General features: G+C 71.0%; 17 protein-coding genes. 9 read left to right on the top strand and 8 right to left on the bottom strand.

The features are described 5' to 3' along the window. Window positions 1–50: 50 nt before the first annotated feature. Together ACFU99_RS09970 and ACFU99_RS09965 are read right to left on the bottom strand one after the other, a co-directional pair. A complete protein-coding gene (locus ACFU99_RS09970) occupies window positions 51–773 on the bottom strand; it encodes a bifunctional DNA primase/polymerase (protein ID WP_384388476.1) in 723 nt (240 codons plus the stop codon). Between the two features lie 232 nt (window positions 774–1,005). Beyond that, window positions 1,006–1,602, bottom strand: a complete 597-nt coding sequence (locus tag ACFU99_RS09965; RefSeq protein ID WP_384388473.1) for a TetR/AcrR family transcriptional regulator — start codon at window positions 1,600–1,602, stop codon at window positions 1,006–1,008. Window positions 1,603–1,819: 217 nt separating this feature from the next. Here ACFU99_RS09965 and ddaH point away from each other — a divergent pair, with 217 nt between their 5' ends. Beyond that, complete coding sequence (ddaH, locus tag ACFU99_RS09960) at window positions 1,820–2,647, top strand: dimethylargininase (RefSeq protein ID WP_384388470.1); 828 nt, start codon at window positions 1,820–1,822, stop codon at window positions 2,645–2,647. Between the two features lie 73 nt (window positions 2,648–2,720). On the opposite strand, the gene ACFU99_RS09955 is transcribed toward ddaH, so the two are convergent. From ACFU99_RS09955 to ACFU99_RS09945, 3 genes are all read right to left on the bottom strand, one after another. Next, entirely contained in the window at window positions 2,721–3,728 is a 1,008-nt protein-coding gene (locus tag ACFU99_RS09955) for a small ribosomal subunit Rsm22 family protein (RefSeq protein ID WP_384388467.1), read from the bottom strand. Between the two features lie 90 nt (window positions 3,729–3,818). Continuing rightward, window positions 3,819–4,184, bottom strand: coding sequence for a hypothetical protein (locus tag ACFU99_RS09950; RefSeq protein ID WP_384388464.1), 366 nt, complete (start codon window positions 4,182–4,184; stop codon window positions 3,819–3,821). A gap of 49 nt (window positions 4,185–4,233) precedes the next feature. Then, window positions 4,234–4,599 (bottom strand): hypothetical protein, encoded by a 366-nt coding sequence (locus ACFU99_RS09945; protein WP_384388462.1) that lies wholly within the window; start codon window positions 4,597–4,599, stop codon window positions 4,234–4,236. 246 nt (window positions 4,600–4,845) lie between these two features. Here ACFU99_RS09945 and htpG point away from each other — a divergent pair, with 246 nt between their 5' ends. Together htpG and ACFU99_RS09935 are read left to right on the top strand one after the other, a co-directional pair. Then, complete coding sequence (gene htpG, locus ACFU99_RS09940; RefSeq protein ID WP_384388459.1) at window positions 4,846–6,798, top strand: molecular chaperone HtpG; 1,953 nt, start codon at window positions 4,846–4,848, stop codon at window positions 6,796–6,798. A gap of 178 nt (window positions 6,799–6,976) precedes the next feature. Further along, the gene (locus tag ACFU99_RS09935; RefSeq protein ID WP_384388456.1) at window positions 6,977–7,432 is read left to right on the top strand and encodes a DNA-binding protein; all 456 of its coding nucleotides are present in this window, start codon (window positions 6,977–6,979) and stop codon (window positions 7,430–7,432) included. A gap of 47 nt (window positions 7,433–7,479) precedes the next feature. On the opposite strand, the gene ACFU99_RS09930 is transcribed toward ACFU99_RS09935, so the two are convergent. Both ACFU99_RS09930 and ACFU99_RS09925 read right to left on the bottom strand, forming a co-directional pair. Then, window positions 7,480–8,835: a multidrug effflux MFS transporter gene (locus tag ACFU99_RS09930; RefSeq protein ID WP_384388453.1), complete on the bottom strand. Its 1,356-nt coding sequence runs from the start codon at window positions 8,833–8,835 to the stop codon at window positions 7,480–7,482. Window positions 8,836–8,905: 70 nt separating this feature from the next. Beyond that, window positions 8,906–10,402: an alkaline phosphatase D family protein gene (locus tag ACFU99_RS09925; protein ID WP_384388450.1), complete on the bottom strand. Its 1,497-nt coding sequence runs from the start codon at window positions 10,400–10,402 to the stop codon at window positions 8,906–8,908. A gap of 299 nt (window positions 10,403–10,701) precedes the next feature. On the opposite strand from ACFU99_RS09925, the gene ACFU99_RS09920 reads away from it, so the two are divergent. The 4 genes from ACFU99_RS09920 to eccD all read left to right on the top strand — a co-directional run bounded on the left by ACFU99_RS09920 (window position 10,702) and on the right by eccD (window position 13,516). Beyond that, a complete protein-coding gene (locus ACFU99_RS09920) occupies window positions 10,702–11,163 on the top strand; it encodes a hypothetical protein (RefSeq protein ID WP_384388448.1) in 462 nt (153 codons plus the stop codon). 248 nt (window positions 11,164–11,411) lie between these two features. Beyond that, window positions 11,412–11,738: a WXG100 family type VII secretion target gene (locus ACFU99_RS09915; RefSeq protein WP_384388446.1), complete on the top strand. Its 327-nt coding sequence runs from the start codon at window positions 11,412–11,414 to the stop codon at window positions 11,736–11,738. A gap of 27 nt (window positions 11,739–11,765) precedes the next feature. After that, the gene (locus ACFU99_RS09910) at window positions 11,766–12,080 is read left to right on the top strand and encodes a WXG100 family type VII secretion target (RefSeq protein ID WP_384388443.1); all 315 of its coding nucleotides are present in this window, start codon (window positions 11,766–11,768) and stop codon (window positions 12,078–12,080) included. Window positions 12,081–12,127: 47 nt separating this feature from the next. After that, window positions 12,128–13,516: a type VII secretion integral membrane protein EccD gene (gene eccD / locus ACFU99_RS09905; protein WP_384388440.1), complete on the top strand. Its 1,389-nt coding sequence runs from the start codon at window positions 12,128–12,130 to the stop codon at window positions 13,514–13,516. Between the two features lie 38 nt (window positions 13,517–13,554). Here eccD and ACFU99_RS09900 read toward each other — a convergent pair whose 3' ends face one another. Continuing rightward, window positions 13,555–14,313: a LuxR C-terminal-related transcriptional regulator gene (locus ACFU99_RS09900; protein ID WP_384388437.1), complete on the bottom strand. Its 759-nt coding sequence runs from the start codon at window positions 14,311–14,313 to the stop codon at window positions 13,555–13,557. A 386-nt stretch (window positions 14,314–14,699) separates the two neighbouring features. Between ACFU99_RS09900 and ACFU99_RS09895 the strand changes: the two genes are divergently transcribed. Then, the gene (locus tag ACFU99_RS09895; protein WP_384388434.1) at window positions 14,700–15,815 is read left to right on the top strand and encodes a hypothetical protein; all 1,116 of its coding nucleotides are present in this window, start codon (window positions 14,700–14,702) and stop codon (window positions 15,813–15,815) included. Further along, a partial coding sequence (locus tag ACFU99_RS09890) for a right-handed parallel beta-helix repeat-containing protein (RefSeq protein WP_384388431.1) occupies window positions 15,812–16,538 on the top strand: 727 nt, incomplete at its 3' end. The genes ACFU99_RS09895 and ACFU99_RS09890, both read left to right, overlap by 4 nt.

The raw sequence follows: 16,538 nt of genomic DNA, 5'->3' as shown, positions 1-16,538 counted from the left end.
GTCAAGGGCGGCTGAGGCCCGTACGAGCGGACGGCCCCGGCCGAAGGCTGTCAGCGGCCGATCGGCCAGGCCGCGGACTCGTGGTCGTGGTCCGGCCGCTCCCCCGCGAACTGCGCGCAGGCGTCGGTGAGCGACTCCAGGAGCGTCAGCGGCTCGGGCAGCGGCCGCTCGGGGCCGAGCAGCCAGGCCACGCCCCCGTCGCCGGGCACCCGCGAGGGCGGTACGAGCACATAGCTGCCGCGGCAGTGCCAGCGCAGCCCAGGATGCTCGTCCATGGTCTCGGGGTGGCAGTCCAGCTCGCACGGCCACCACTCGTCCTCGTCGTCCGGGGTGCCGCGGGTCTTGGTGAAGAACAGCATCCGGTCGGGCGCGCAGGTGGCGACGGGGCCGACCTCGACGCCCGCCACGCCGAGCCGCTCCAGGGCCTGCCGCCCCGCTTCGAGGGGCACGTCGAGGACGTCGTGGTTGATGCCGGTGGCGGTGATGAAGTTGGCCTGGAGGTCGGCCCGCAGCCAGCCGCCGACCTTCTCGGGGTCGGTGGAGGCGAGCGTCTGCCAGGCGAAGGAGACGGGGTGGCGGCCCGGCGTCGGGCAGCCGATGCGTTCACAGGAACAGCCGTAGCCCGATGGATACGCCGCGAGGGCCAGCGGGAAGCCCGCGACGGCGGCGGCCAGGAGCAGATCCTCGCGGACGGCCTGGGCGTCCGCACCCGTATCGGCGGCCGTGCTCCTCGGTCGGCGCAGCCATTGGGAGAACCTGCTTTTGCGTTCCATCTATCCCCTCACTTCGACCGCGGGCTGGGATCAATGCTGCCACCATCCTGCTCCTGGTGTGACCAGTGTCCGTATCCGGGGTGGCCGGGACGGGTCGTACGGGCGTCAGGGGCGTACGTCGGCAGGCGGGGCGTACACCGGCGGCCCGTCGGCGCGCGTACGGAATGTGTGCGTAGGGCGTACGGACCGTGGCCGGCCGGGGCGCGCCCGCGCGGGCCGGCCCACAGACCCTTCAGCGGGGCCGCATGCCGTTCAGCGCGAGGTCGGCGACGGTGTCGGCGTACTCGTGGGTGACGGGGAGGGTGCGGGTCATCCAGCGGTGGAAGAGGGGGCCGACGAACAGTTCGAGCGCGATGCGCAGGTCGATGCCCTCGGCGATCTGGCCGGCCTCCTGTGCGGTCCGGAACCGCCGGACGTACGCCTGGAGCTGCGGTTCGAGCACCCGCTCGGTGAGCATGGCCGCGAGGTCCTCGTCGCTCTGCGACTCGGCGGCGAGCGCGCGGGTCGGCGCGGCGAGGCGGGGGTCGGCGAGCTCGTCCACGGTGGCCCGCAGCACGGTCTTGAGGTCGGCCTCGATGTCGCCGGTGTCCGGCAGCTCGACGGCTCGGGGGTCGCCGCCGTCGGGGACGCACGCCTCGAAGAGCACGGCGGCCTTCGAGGGCCACCAGCGGTAGATCGTCTGCTTGCCGACGCCGGCGCGGGCGGCGATGGCCTCGATGGTCAGCTTGGCGAAGCCGTTTTCGGCGACGAGTTCGAGGGAGGCGTCCAGGATGGCGCGGCGGGACCGCTCGCTGCGGCGGGTGGAGTCGGGCGCTGTCTTGTTCGGCATGACCGGAAGGATAACGAGCGCCCTAGTCGAGACGTTTCGTCTTGGGTTGGGCGGGGTGTCGCCGAGGGGGCGAGGGGTCACCAGGCGCGGGCCATACCGGACACGGGCCGTGAACCACCCGTACGGATCATGCGGTGCGGAGCGCCGGGGTGGACGATTTGGGCACGTGCGACATCCCGTACGTGCCCGACTCCGTCGTGAGGAGCTCTCCTTGCGTATGCCACCGCCACCGCGTTCCGCCACCGCCCGGCGCTACCTGATGTGCCCGCCCGCCCACTTCCGCGTCACGTACTCCATCAACCCCTGGATGGACCCGGCCAAGCCGGTGGACCTGCGGCTCGCCGTCGCGCAGTGGGAGGATCTGCGCGACCGCTACCGGTCGTTCGGCCACACCGTCGAGGAGCTCGAACCGCTCCCCGGCCTGCCCGACATGGTCTTCACCGCCAACGGCGCGACGGTCGTGGACGGCCGCGTGCTCGGCGCGCGCTTCGCCCACGCCGAGCGGACCGCCGAGGCCGCCGTGCACGCCGAGTGGTTCCGCGCGCACGGCTACCGCGACGTCCGGGAGCCGGAGCACATCAACGAGGGCGAGGGCGACTTCGCCGTCACCTCCTCCTGGCTGCTGGCCGGCCGCGGCTTCCGCAGCAGCCCGCTGTCGCACGCCGAGGTCCAGGAGTACTTCGGCCGCCCGGTGATCGGGCTCGACCTCGTCGATCCGCGCTACTACCACCTCGACACGGCGCTGTGCGTGCTCGACGCCGACGGCGACGGCGACGAGATCATGTACTACCCGGGCGCGTTCTCGCCCGGCAGCCGGGCGGTGCTGGAGCGGCTGTTCCCCGACGCCCTGATCGCCGCCGAGGCGGACGCGGAGGCGCTGGGGCTCAACGCGGTGAGCGACGGCCTCCATGTGGTGCTGCCGCAGGCGGCGGTGGGGCTGTTCGGGCCGCTGCGCGAGCGGGGGTTCGAGCCGGTCGGGCTGGACCTGGGCGAGCTGCTCAAGAGCGGCGGCAGCGTGAAGTGCTGCACGCAGGAACTGCGCTGAGCGAGGGCGCGTGGGGTCCGGCCTGCTGCCGCGGAGCCGGGCCCCGTCAGGCGGCTCCCGTCAGCCGGCCCCGTCAGTCCGTCGGCGGCGGCCAGGCGTCGCCCCAGTCGACGTCGCGCGCCGCGCGGTAGAGGGGGCCGTGGCGCTTGGTGACCGTCTCGCGGCGGATCTGCTCCTCGGCCGTGCACAGGTCCAGCAGCACCTGCCCCTTGCGGATCTGCGGCCTGCGCACGACGCGGGCCGGGGCCGGGTCCACGGGGGACCGTACGGCCGCGACGTAGCTGAACTTCTCGTCCTCGTACGGCAGCGAGCCGCCCTTGACCCGGCGGTGCAGGGAGGAGCGGCTGACCCTGGCCGAGAAGTGGCACCAGTCCGCGCCCGGCACGATCGGGCACCCCGCGCTGTGCGGGCACGGCGCGACCACCCGCAGCCCGGCGGCGATCAGCCGGTCGCGGGCCGCGAGGACGCGGCGGTAGCCGTCGGGGGTGCCGGGTTCGATGATCACGACGGCCCGCGCGGCGCGGGCGGCCTCCTCGGCAACGGCGGCGCGGGCGGCCTCGGTGAGCTCGCCGAGCACGTACGAGACGGTGACGAGGTCCGCGTCCGGCAGCTTCAGCCCGGCGCCGATCTCCGCCCGCTGCCACCGCGCCGCGCGCAGGGCGGGGGACGCGGCTGTACGGGCGAGCTCGCCGCCCAGCGCGAGCGCCGGTTCGGCCCAGTCGAGAACGGTCGTGGCGCGCTCGGCGCCGGGCCAGGCGGCGTCCACCGCCCAGCTCGCCGCGCCGGTGCCGCCGCCGACGTCCACATGGGTCGCCGGCGACCAGTCGGGGTCCTGCTCCCGGAAGGCGTCGAGGGCGGCGCGTACGGCCTCGAAGGTCGCGGGCATCCGGTACGCGGCGTACGCGACCACGTCCGAGCGGTCGCGCAGCACGGGCGCGTCCGTCGGCGTGCGCCCCCGGTAGTTGGCGATCAGCCGGTCGACGGCCTGCGCGGCCTGCTTGGGCGGGAGCCCGTCGAGCAGCTCGGCGAGCGCCGCGCGCAGCGTCTCGCCGGTCCGGGGGGATTCGGGGGCGTCGTACATCCGCCGAATTCTACGGGCCTCCGCCGGTCCGGCCGGGACGGCGGTACAGCGGCCCCGGCCGGGCGGCCGCGCCGGGCCGGAATGACGCGTTCAGCACGCGTACATATAGCCGCTCCACACCAGATCCTTGACGGGAATCCAGCCCTTGGTCTGCGTGCCGTCGACCCGGCCGTACGCCCAGAGGTTGTTATAGCTGTTGTAGGTGGAACACCAAATCCAGAACTTGGTGCCCTCGGGGAATTTCTGCACCTTGCCGCAGTCCGCGTAGGGGCCGGTCTTGAGGTTGAAGCCCCCGTTGAACCTGCCGGAGGCGCTGCCGGGGTGGTCATGGGTGATCGAGTGCTTGCAGTCGACCGCGGCCTTCGCCGTCGGCGCGGCGCTCGCGGTGGTGCCGACGAGGGCGCCGCTCAGGGCGAGCGTCGACACGGCGAGGGCTGTCATGGTCCGTCTGAGCACAGTCGTCTCCTCTTCTCGGCTTCTCTTCTCGGCTTCTCTTTCCGGCGTCTCAGCAGCTCTTCCAGGTGCCGGACCACACCAGGTTGTCCGCGTACACCCAGCCCTTGGTCTGCGTGCCGTCGACGCGGCCGTAGTACCAGAGGTTCTTGTAGTTGTTGTACGCGCCGCACCAGATCCAGAACTTGGAGCCCGTGGGGAATTCCTTCACCTTCCCGCAGTCGGCGTACGGGCCGGTCTTGAGGGTGATGCTCTTCTTGAAGGACCCGGACGCGCTGCCGGGCGTCTCGTGGCTGATCGAGTGCTTGCAGTCGACCGCGAGTCTCGCCGCGGGCGCGGCGCTCGCGGCGGTGCTGACGAGCGCGCCGCTCAGGGCGAGGGCCGTCACGGCCATGGCCGTCATTGTCCGTCTGAGCACAGTCGTCTCCTCTACTCCGCCTCTTGGCCAGGGCGGACACTGCGCAAAAGAGTCTGATTGCGTACGCCAAGTGTCAAGCATGTGAACGAAGTTGAGCCAGTTACGCACTGTCGCGGAAGAGCCGCGACCGGCGGGCGGTAGCAGGAGTTCCATATCGCCGGGGTTCGGCAGGGCCGGGAAACGAGTCGGCTCGCTGTTCTACAGTTCCCAGGTCAGCCCTAGGCACCTTAGAAGGAATAGCGAATCATGCCGACCGAAACGTTCGAGTTTCAGGTAGAAGCACGCCAGCTCCTGCAAATGATGATCCACTCGATCTACTCGAACAAGGATGTCTTCCTGCGCGAGCTGATCTCCAACTCCTCCGACGCACTGGACAAGTTGCGTCTGGAATCGCTGCGCGACGACGCGCTCGGCGCGGACACGTCCGATCTCCACATCGCCATCGAGGCCGACAGCGACGCCCGCACGCTGGCCGTACGGGACAACGGCATCGGCATGTCGTACGACGAGGTGCGCGAGCTCATCGGGACCATCGCCAACTCCGGCACGGCGAAGTTCCTCCAGGAGCTCAAGGAGGCCAAGGACGCGACCGCGGCCGAGGGGCTCATCGGCCAGTTCGGCGTCGGGTTCTACGCGAGCTTCATGGTGGCCGAGGAAGTCACGCTGCTGACCCGGCGCGCGGGCGAGAGCCAGGGCACCCGCTGGACGTCCGACGGCACGGGCACGTACACCGTCGAGACCGTGGACGAGGCGCCGCAGGGCACCTCGGTCACGCTGCGGCTCAAGCCCGCGGACACGGAGGACAAGCTCTACGACTACACCTCCCCCTGGAAGATCAAGGAGATCGTCAAGCGGTACTCCGACTTCATCACCTGGCCGATCCGGATGGCAGCCGAGGCCCCGGCCGCCGCAGAGGACTCGGCCGATGAGGACTCGGCCGACAGTCCGGCCGGCGAGACCGAGCCCGAGGTCGAGACGCTCAACTCGATGAAGGCCCTGTGGGCGCGCTCGCGGGACGAGGTGAGCGACGAGGAGTACCACGAGCTCTACAAGCACATCAGCCACGACTGGAACGACCCGCTAGAGACGATCCGCATGCAGGCGGAGGGCACCTTCGAGTACCAGGCGCTGCTGTTCATCCCCTCGCACGCGCCGCAGGACCTGTTCATGCGGGATCACAAGCGCGGCGTGCAGCTCTATGTGAAGCGTGTCTTCATCATGGACGACTGCGAGGCGCTCATGCCTCCCTACCTGCGGTTCGTCAAGGGCGTCGTGGACGCGCAGGACCTGTCGCTCAACGTGTCGCGCGAGATCCTCCAGCAGGACCGGCAGATCCAGCTGATGCACCGCCGTCTCGCGAAGAAGGTGCTCTCCACGATCAAGGACATGATGTCCGGGTCCCCGGAGCGCTACGCGGCGCTGTGGAAGGAGTTCGGCCGCGTCCTCAAGGAGGGGCTGCTCGGCGACTTCGAGAACCGCGACGCGATCCTCGGCATCTCCTCGTTCCCCTCGACCCACGACGCCGAGTCGCCGACGACCCTGGCGCAGTACGCGGAGCGCATGAAGGACGGCCAGGAGCACATCTTCTACCTGACCGGCGAGAGCCGGCAGGCGCTGGAGAACTCCCCGCACATGGAGGCGTTCCGCGCCAAGGGCATCGAGGTGCTGCTGCTCACCGACCCGGTGGACGAGGTGTGGGTCGACGCCGTCCCCGAGTTCGAGGGCAAGCAGCTGCGGTCCGTCGCCAAGGGCGAGGTCGACCTCGGCAGCGAGGAGGAGAAGAAGGAGGCCGAGACCGAGCGCGAGAAGCGGCAGGAGGAGTACGGGGCGCTGCTGACGTGGATGACGGAGCGGCTGGCCGAGGACGTGAAGGAGGTGCGGCTCTCCTCGCGCCTGACGACCTCGCCCGCGTGCGTCGTCTCGGACGAGCATGACGCGACCCCGGGCCTGGAGGCGATGTACCGGGCGATGGGGCAGGACATGCCGCGCGCCAAGCGCATTCTGGAGCTGAACCCCGGGCACCCGCTGGTGAGCGCGGTCAACAAGGCGCACGGCGAGCAGTCCGGTGAGAGCGGGGCCGGGCTCGGGGAGACCGCGGAGCTGCTCTACGGGATGGCGCTGCTCGCCGAGGGCGGCGAGCTGAGCGACCCGTCGCGGTTCATCAAGCTGATGGCGGAGCGGATGGAGCGCTCCCTGTAGAGGGATACGACGCTAAGGCATACGACGTAAAGGCATGTGGCGTAAGGCATGTGGTGTAAGGCATGCGGCGTAAGGCATGCGGCCGGGGCGCACAAACCACCATGGAGACGATCCATGCAAACAGATTGTTCACCATAATCTGTTGACAGTGGATTGTGCGCCCCTCCATGCTGGTCGCATGACAACCTCCGATCCCTTCACGCCCCAGCACCCCGACGAGGCCCGCGCCCAGCGCGTCTACGCCTCTCTCTTCCGCATCGCCGAACGGCACGCGGCCACCGACGAGCAGCGCCGCCGGCAGGCCAACCCGGCGCTCCTCGGCCCGCACGAGGCCGTCCGGCTCGTGGGATTCCTGCTCAGCGGGGCCGCGCTCCGCGAGGACGGCGAGCCCGAGGTGGACCACGCGGACATCACCGCGGCCCTGTCGCTGCTCCCGCTGGTGCGCGGGGAACTGGACGAGCTGGAGGCCGGGCTCCTCCAGATGGCGCGGGGGCGCGGCATGACCTGGCCCGAGGTCGCCTTCGGGCTGGGCCTGGGCACCCCGCAGGCCGCCCGGCAGCGCTACGAACGGCTGCTGGAACGTACGGAGACGGAGCCCGCCAAGGCGGAGCGTACGGAGACGGGCCCGGAGTAGAGGCGGGGCCGCCCCTGCTCCGGGCCCGCGGCCCTGGTGGAGTTCCGTCAGCTCATGGTCTCGTTCCGGCGCTGCCACGGGCGGCACAGCCCCAGGAACGCGGCGACGGCGGCGAGCGCGCACGCCAGCTGGACGACGGCCATCGGTACGGCCGTGTGCTCGCCCGCGATGCCGACGAGCGGCGAGGCGACGGCGCCGAGCAGGAAGGTGGAGGTGCCCAGCAGCGCGGAGGCGGAGCCCGCGGCGTCGCGGGAGCGCATGAGGGCCTGGGCGTTGGTGTTGGGCATGGCGAGGCCCATCGCGGACATCAGCACGAACAGCCCGATGGCGATGGGGGTGAGCCCCGGCTCGCCGAAGACGCCGGAGGTCATCAGGAGCAGCGCGACGGAGGCGAGGGTGATCACGGTGAGGCCCACGCCGAGGGCCTTGTCGAGGCTGACGCGGCCGACGAGGACCTTGCCGTTGAGCTGGCCGACGGCGACGAGCCCGATGGAGTTGATCCCGAAGAGCAGGGAGAAGGTCTGCGGGGAGGCCCCGTAGATGTCCTGCACGACGAAGGGCGAGGCGGAGATGTAGGCGAAGAGCGCGCCGAAGGCGAGGCCGCCCGCGAGGGTGTAGCCGGCGAAGACCCGGTCGGCGAGGAGCGAGCGCATGGTGCGCAGGGCGTCGCCGAGGCCGCCCGCGTGGCGGCGCTCCGGCGGCAGGGTCTCGTGCAGCCAGCGCCAGACGACGAGGGTGAGCAGGATGCCGATGACGGTGAGGAGGACGAAGACGCCGCGCCAGTCGGTGAGCCGCAGGATCTGGCCGCCGATGAGGGGGGCGACGACGGGCGCGACGCCCGATATGAGCATCAGGGTGGAGAAGAAGCGGGCCATGGCGATGCCGTCGTAGAGGTCGCGGACGACGGCGCGGGCGATGACGATGCCGGCGGCCCCGGCGAGGCCCTGGATCAGACGGAACCCGATGAGCATCGGCGCGGTGGGCGCGACGGCGCAGACGGCGGTGGCGAGGATGTAGATCACCATGCCGATGAGGAGCGGGCGGCGGCGCCCCCACTTGTCGCTCATGGGGCCGACGACGAGCTGGCCGAGCGCCATGCCGACGAGGCAGGCGGTCAGGGTCAGCTGGACGGTCGCGGCCGGGCTGTGCAGGGCGTCGGTGACCTCCGGGAGCGCGGGGAGGTACATGTCCATGGAGAGCGGCGGGAGCGCGGTGAGACCGCCGAGCACCAGGGTGACGAGCAGGCCGGCGCGGCGTGCCGCGGCCTTGGGCGGGGTGGGTATGCGGATTCCGTCAGTTTCCTCGCGGGCCTCGGGGGCCTTCTGGGGGGTCTCGGCCGTGGTGGGGCCGGGGTCCGTCATCGTCTCTCCATGGGGTACTTGGTTGATACACCATGGTGTCATGACCACGCGGGGCTGCGGCCCTTACCGAGGTATGAACCGGGTCGCATTGAGGTCAAGCGGGCCATTGAGGTCAAGCGGGCTTCAGCCCCGGATCGCCCGCTTCCGAGACGAAGGAGGCGGCCGTGGAGATGGGCGCGCCGGGGGTGCGGACGCCGGTGACGGTGCGGAAGTCGGCCCGTACGCGCTCGGCGTCGAGCGAGAGCAGCACGTAGCCCCGGCGGCCGTTGTAGAACTTCATGTGCGGGTTGGCGGCCAGCATGGTGGACCAGTCGCCCGGCTTGTCCGCGCCGTCGAAGCCGCTGGAGATGGACGTCCCGACGAACTCGACGCCGAGCGTCTGGGAGGCGGGCTTGTTGAAGTCCTTCTTGATGTCCATGGCGTAGTTGACGTGCACGTCCCCGGAGAGCACGACGAGGTTTCCGATGCCGGCCTGCTCGATCCCGGCCAGCACGCGCGCGCGGGAGGCGGGGTAGCCGTCCCAGGCGTCCATCGAGAGCCGGGAGCGGTCGGCGGTGGTGTTCTTGCGGCGGCAGAAGGCGACCTGCTGCGGGATGACGTTCCAGGTGGCGGTGGAGGAGCGGAACCCGTCGAGGAGCCAGCGCTCCTGGGCGGCGCCGGTCAGGGTGCGGGCGCGGTTCTCCGACTCGGGGCCGGGGTACTGCCAGCCGTCGCCGTACGCCTGGTCGGAGCGGTACTGCCGGGTGTCGAGCACGTCGAACTGCGCCAACGCCCCGTACTGGAGGCGGCGGTAGAGGATCGCGTCGGGCCCCTTGGGCCGCTGGGCCTCGCGCAGCGGCATGTTCTCCCAGAACGCGCGGTAGGCGGCGGCCCGGCGCTTGCGGAATTGCTCGATCGGGTCGTTGTGCTGGGAGATGTCGCCCGCGTAGTTGTTCTCGACCTCGTGGTCGTCCCAGGTGACGATCCAGGGGTGGGCGGCGTGCGCGGCCTGGAGGTCGGCGTCCGACTTCCCGAGCGCGTACCGCAGCCGGTAGTCGTCCAGGGTGACCGTCCAGTGGTTGAAGATCGCGGGCAGCGGGGGGTCGGTGTAGTTCCGGGCGCCCGCCTTGGCGTTGATGGCGTTCTCGTAGATGTAGTCGCCGACGAACAGGACCGCGTCGAGATCCTCCTCGGCGAGGTGCGCGAGGGCCGTGTAGTAGCCCTCGTCGTACTGCTGGCAGGAGACGAGACCGAGCCGCAGCCCACCGACGGACGCGACGGACGCACCGGCCGCGGGCGCGGTGCGGGTGCGGCCCACCCGGCTGGTCCACTGGTCCACGCGGAAGCGGTAGTAGTAGTCATGGGCGGGTTCGAGGCCGCGTACGTCCAGGTGCACGGTGTAGTTGTCGGCGGCGGGCGCGGCCACGGTGCCGCTCTGCACGGGCGAGCCGAACGCGTCGTCCGCGGCCACCTCCCAGCCGACGCTCACGCTGCCGGTGGGCGGCAGCCCGCCGCCCACCTCGTAGGGGCGGGGCGCGAGCCGTGTCCAGAGCACGACGGAGCCCGGCAGCGGGTCGCCGGACGCCACGCCAAGGGTGAAGGGGTTCTCGGTGAGCGTCTGCGGGGCCATGGGGTCAGCGTCGCGCGGCGGGGTCCGCTTGTGAAGGCCGGTACACGCCGCATCTCGCGTGCGCTCCGGCCCCATGGACGATCGCGGTACGCATCCGAAATCCGTTCGACGAACAGCCGTGGGGACGGGCGTGGCCGAGCGGGCAGCCGGGCAGTGATGCTCAAGGGACGCGGGAGGCAACCGACTTGACGGATCCCGAAGTTTTGTCGAGAACCTTCGGAGCAGAGGCAACCACAGCCCCAATTTCACCGTGTTCCTCCGTGAAGGCTTACAACACGCACACCAGGGAGGAACCCCCCATGAACCGTGCATACCGTCTCGCCGTTGTAGGTGCCCTCAGCGCCGCCGTCCTCACCGGTGGCGCGACCGCCGCCATGGCGGCCCCGAACCCGGCCCCGGCCCCGGCCCCGGCGAAGACCGCTCCGGCAAAGCCGGCCCCGGCCCGGCCCGCGCCCGGAAAGCCGGCCCCGGCCAAGCCCGCCCCCGCCAAGGCCGCGCTCACCGCCAAGGCCAGCGCGACCTCGGTCAAGGCGTGGGAGCAGTTCCGGATCTCCGGCACGGCGACCGGCATCAAGGCGGGCACCACCGTCACCTTGCAGCAGAAGCAGGGCGCCAAGTGGGTCTCGCTGCCCGCGTCCGTCCCCGTCAACAAGTCCGGCACGTACTCCCTGCGCGTCAAGCTCGGCATCAAGGGCAAGAACGAGCTGCGCATCGCCGGCGGCGGGGTCGTCTCCCCCGTGCTGACGGTCACCGTGCGCTGAACCACTCGGCACGACCACCCGCGGTCGAGCGGCACGCGAACACGCGAACACGCGAATATCAGGCGATGAGGGGCGAGTCCGGCGGCTCGTCCCTCATCGGCGTCTCAACGGGGTCTCATCGGCGTTCGGGCGGCGGGGACACCAGGGGGGACATCAGAACAGGGGACTGTTCGCACGCCCGGCGCACTGCGAGAGTTGCGGCGGAACAGCCGAGTTCCGGTTGAGACTGGTTTGAGAGGGCGGGCTAGATGACGGCGAATTTCAGGGTAACTCCGCAGATGATCGCCGATGCTGCCGTCTCCTGTGACAACACGGCGGCGGACGTCGAGGCGAAGCTGGCGAACCTCAAGTCGTACGTCATGCAGCTGGAGCAGTCCTGGCAGGGCATCGCCCACGACACCTTCCAGATCTACATGGCCGAGTACGACACGTACGCGCAGATGCTGCACCAGGCGCTCACCTCCATCGCCTCCGGTCTGCGCGGCAACGAGGTCAACTACAAGGAGTCCGAGCAGGATGCCCTGCAGCGGATCCACACCCTGCAGAGCGAGCTTCCGACCGCCAGGCTCGGCTGACCGACCGATCGTACGAGGAGTAGCGCCGTGGCAGGCATCGACAACGCATCCATTCTGGTCCGCGCGGAGCTGGAAGGCGCGGGCCGGCACATCAACGGTCTCTCCCAGCAGATCGCGGATGAGCTGCACCAGCTGATCGTCCAACTGCAGCCGATCGCGGAGACCTGGTCCGGCCAGGCCCAGACGTACTACGAGGGCCTGCAGGGCGAGTGGAACATCGCCGCCGAGGGTCTGTTCGGCCCGAACGGCGTACTCGGTCAGATCTCCATGGCGATGGACGTCAACTTCGCCAACTACTCCGAGGCCGAGTGGGCCAACACCAACACGTGGAAGCACACCTGAGTCCTTCGACGGACCGCACCGAACCCGAGAGGACCTGAGCGCATCCGATGGCCGATGAGCACTGCCGGATCACGGTCGTAGGCGAACGCAGGCAGGTGGACCTCGCGGTCCCGGCCCGTGCTCCCATCGCCGACTACATCGATGACCTGGCCCGTATGTGCGAGCTGGAGGAGAGCGAGCTGATGCCCGCCGCCTGGTCGCTGGCGACCAGCACGACGGGCCCGTTCGAACCCGAGCGCAGCCTGGCCGAGGTCGGCGTGGTGGACGGTCAGCTCCTCTATCTGCGCGACCTGGTGGCCGGGGAGTTCGACGAAGCGGTCGTCCAGGACGTGGCCGAGCAGGTCTCGGAAGCCTCCGAGCGGCTGCTGGACCGCCGCTGGGACGCGCGGGCGCGCACCGTCACGGTCATGGCCTGCGGCCTGGTCTGGTGGATCGCCGCGCTGCTGCTCATCGTCGTACTGCGCCCGGTCGACACGGCGGTCACCGGCACCGTGGCCGGCGCGCTGGGCCTGGTGCTGCCCGCGCTGGCCTGGGTCGCCGCCGAACGGCGCTGGTCCGTGCCGGCGTCCGTGCGGCTGGCCCTCGCGCTGTGTGCGGTGCCGTGCATGGCCCTGGCGTCCTGGACGCTGGTGGCGGAGCGCGCGTCGGAGCAGTCGGCGCTGACCCCGGCCGGGGTGACCGCGTTGAGCGTGGCCGGCGGCGTGCTGGTCGGCGCGGTGCTGGCCGCCGTCGCGTCGATGGGCGTGACGACCGCCGCGGTCCTGCTCGGCGCCTTCATCGCCACGGCGCTGACCGCCGTACTGGCGCTGCTGAAAGCGGACCTCGCGCAGTGCGCCGCGATCGTCGCGGTGGTGGCGTTCTTCCTGCTCACCATCGCCCCTGCGACGGCGGGGCGGGTGGCCGCCTTCGGTTTCCGGCGCGCCGCGCCGGCCGCGGGCTCCGAGCCCGAGGGCGCGGAGCTGGACGCCGCCGTGCGCACCGCGATGCTGCTGCTCGCCCTCTGGGGCGGGGCGCTGTCCCTGGTGACCGCCGCCGCTCTGGTGGTACTCGGGTCCGACGAGCGCTCCCCGATCGCCGCCGCGATCACCGCGTGCGTCGGGCTCGGGCTGCTGCTGCGGGCCGGGGCGGCGAAGGTCGTGATCGAGGTGGCGCCGGTGGGCGTCGCCGGGGCCGTCGGCCTGTTCACCCTGCTGCTGATCGGCGGTCCGGCGCAGCTGGGGCTGCCGGGCTGGGCAGGGCCGCTGGCCGTGCTGGCGATCGGCGCCGTGCTGGTGATGTACGGGTTCCGGCGGCTGATGCGGCCGGAGCTGCCGCCGCTGCGCCGCCCGGGGTGGTTCGGCGGAATGGGCGCGGTGCTGGGCGCGTTCGCCATTCCGCTGGCGGTGGCGGCGTTCGGCGTCTTCGGACAGCTCATGGGGATCGGCCGGAATCTGTGACCGGGGGCGGGCGGGCCGTTGCGGCGCTGCCGGTCCGGTCAGTCCTGCCACTCCTGGGACAGCAGCAGGGACGGGCAGCGGTCGGCCCCCCTGCCGCGGGCCGTGCCCCGCGCCGCGCCCGGTCCCGTAGCCGCCCAGGGGTCCCGGAGCAGGCCCAGTTCGATGGCCGTCCGGGTCAGGTCGGCCTTGTTGCCGACGTTCAGCTTGGTCCGGATCCGCTTGACGTACGTGCTGACCGTGGCCTCGGTCAGGCCCATCCGGCGGCCTATTTGACTGTGCGTCAGCCCCTCGGCGAGCAGTCGCAGCGTCTCCAGCTCGCGGCGGGCCAGCGACCTGGGCTCCGCGCCGCTGGGCTGCCGCAGTTCGGCGTGGAGGCGGGGGGCCAGCGTCGGCGAGAGGTGGAAGCCGCCGCCCACGACGGTCTCCACGGCGCGCAGCAGCTCGGCATCGTCGACCTCTCCGGTGACACAGCCCAGCGCACCGGCCCGGATCGCGTCCAGCAGCCGGTACGGTCCGCTGAACTCCGAGACGACCAGCACCGGGCCGCAGGCGGCCAGGCCCGCGACGGTCTTCGCCAGCGGTTCCGGATCGTGGCCCCCGTCCCGCGACGGCGGGCCGAACAGAATGACGTCGGGGGTGCCGGAGTCGTCTCGGCCGAACGCGTCGGGCGTGAAGTCCTGGACCCTCTCCAGCGCGGCGATCACATCCAGTCGGGGGCTCTGGGACAGCACCCGCTCCAGTCCGTGCCGGACGAGGTTCCGATGCTCAATAATCACAATTCGCGCATAATTGGACATGCGTTTTCCCGTCTTCAGATCAACGCGCCGTACTTCCGGCACACAGACCGACACCCTGCCTGGAAACCGATTCAGTGCATCTTCAATGTACTGGACGGCCCCGATACCCTATCGGCTGGAGGGGAGCTGTAACATAACCTCGGAGATGCGCACCACACCACGTGGATACCGCATCGAGGCTGGCCAGTCCACCCATCTGACCAGCGACGATAAGACTCTCGTTGCGGTTGCACCCGGAAGATCACGACTTCGCAATATTTCAGCAAGGGAACGAATAGTCCGCCCCTCCGGGACTAATTGAATTTCCCTGGTATCTCTTACCTGTTCACTCCCCAGCCGTATTCTGCGCTGCAGTCCCGTACGGCCCGAATTTGGAGAGGAAGCACGTGGCTGATCAGGAGAAGCCGCAGGAGCCCGCCGCCGGGGCGACCGGCCGCCTCGCCGAGGAGGACCGGCACGGTTTCGTCTCCGCGTTCGTGGGCGGCGTCCGGTCCGACGGCGACCAGGGCCGGTCGGGCAAGCGCGTGGTGGCCGTCGGCATCGCCGTGGTGGCCGCGGTGGGCCTCGGCGCCGTCGCCGTCGGCGCGCTCACAGGCGGTGACGACACGAAGAAGAAGGACGTCGCCGACAAGCTCTCCCCCGCGGCCGCCGCCTCCCAGGCGGACCGGCACGGCCAGGGGCAGAACTCCCAGAGCTCCGTGTCCCACAACGGGGGCACGGGCACGAACGGCGGCGGAAGCGGCGGCGGCGGCACGAACGGCGCCGGCGGGGACTCCGGCAACAACACCGTGGCGGACGGGCACCGGGAGGCCCAGAGCGACGACGGCCACAAGGGCTCGCCGTCCTCCGGCCCCACCACCGGCTCCGGTTCCGGCTCCGGCAAGTCGTCCTCTTCATCGTCTGCGTCGTCCTCATCGCACTCCGCGAACAGCGCTCACGCCCCGACCGTCTCCCAGTTCGCCGCCCCCGCGTACTCCGCGCTCGCCGGTTACGGCTGCCCGTCGAACGACAGCGCCAAGATCTGGACGAAGGACGCCAATTTCGGCCACGGGTCGTCCGGCTGGCTCAAGTCCTCCAGCGGCGGCTACGCCGGCTCGGGCTGCAACGGGCAGTACCTCTCCATCCCCATGTCCGGGTCGTCCTCGTCGTACGACTCGACCCAGTACGTGCTCTGGAAGTTCGACTACAGCAGCAAGATCAAGGGCGCGGCCTCCTGCAGCCTGGCCGTCTACGTCCCGGACAACGGCGACATCCAGCACGTGGGCGGCGCGCCCGCGCGGTACGCCCTGTACAATTCCGATCACAGCGGGGGCAAGACCGCCGGCTCCTTCAACATCAGCCAGGTGGGCAACCGCGGCAAATGGGTCTCCCAGGGCCCCTTCAAGGTCAGCGGCGGCAAGCTCACCCTCAAACTGTTCAACACCGGCGTCGACTACACCTCGTCCACCAAGCACGCACACGACGCGGCCGCTCCGGTGCGGCTGAGCTGCAACTCGGCATGATCGGGCGGTCCGGCGGCGCGGCCGCACTGCGCGTCGGGGCCCGCGGCTGGGGAGGGCACCGCACCATCGGCGCCGCGCTGCGCGCCGCGAACCCCGGCTCGGTGGTCACCGTCCAGCCGGGCACGTACACCGAGAACCTCACCCTGGACCGGGACATCACCCTGGTCGCCGAGCAGGGGCCGGGCACCGTCCAGTTGGTGGCCGCCCGCGGCACACCGCTGACCGTGGTCGGCGGTGCGGGCGAGGTCCGCGGGCTGGCCGTGCGGGGCCTGGACCCGGACCAGCCCGCGGTGACGGTGGCCGGCGGCACGGTCCTGCTCGACGGCTGCGAGATCGCCGGCGGCCGCGTCGAGGTCACCGGCACCGCCGCCCCCACCCTGCGCGACTGCCGCGTACAGGGCGCGGGTGCACTGGGGCTGCGCCTCGGCGGTGACAGCCGCGCCGTGCTGGAGCGCGTGACGGTCACCGACATCGACGGCACCGGGCTGCTCGTCGAGCACGGCGCGGAGACCGTCGTCACCGGACTGACCGTCAGCGCGGTGACCGGCCACGGCGTGGTGATGCGCGGTCCGGCCCGCGGCAGCTTCACCGACTGCGAACTGACCGGCACCACCGCGGCCGCGTTCCGGGCCGAGGACGACGCGCGGCCGGTGCTGCGCTCCTGCCGGCTGACCGGCAGCGCGGCCCAGGGCGTGCTGGTCACCGCCTCGGCCGGGGCCGCTC

The sequence above is a fragment of the Streptomyces sp. NPDC057654 genome (assembly GCF_042800135.1).
In the GTDB taxonomy this organism is placed as follows: domain Bacteria; phylum Actinomycetota; class Actinomycetes; order Streptomycetales; family Streptomycetaceae; genus Streptomyces.
The sequence above is the reverse complement of the archived record's forward strand: the minus strand, read 5'-3'. Positions and strand labels throughout refer to the sequence as shown.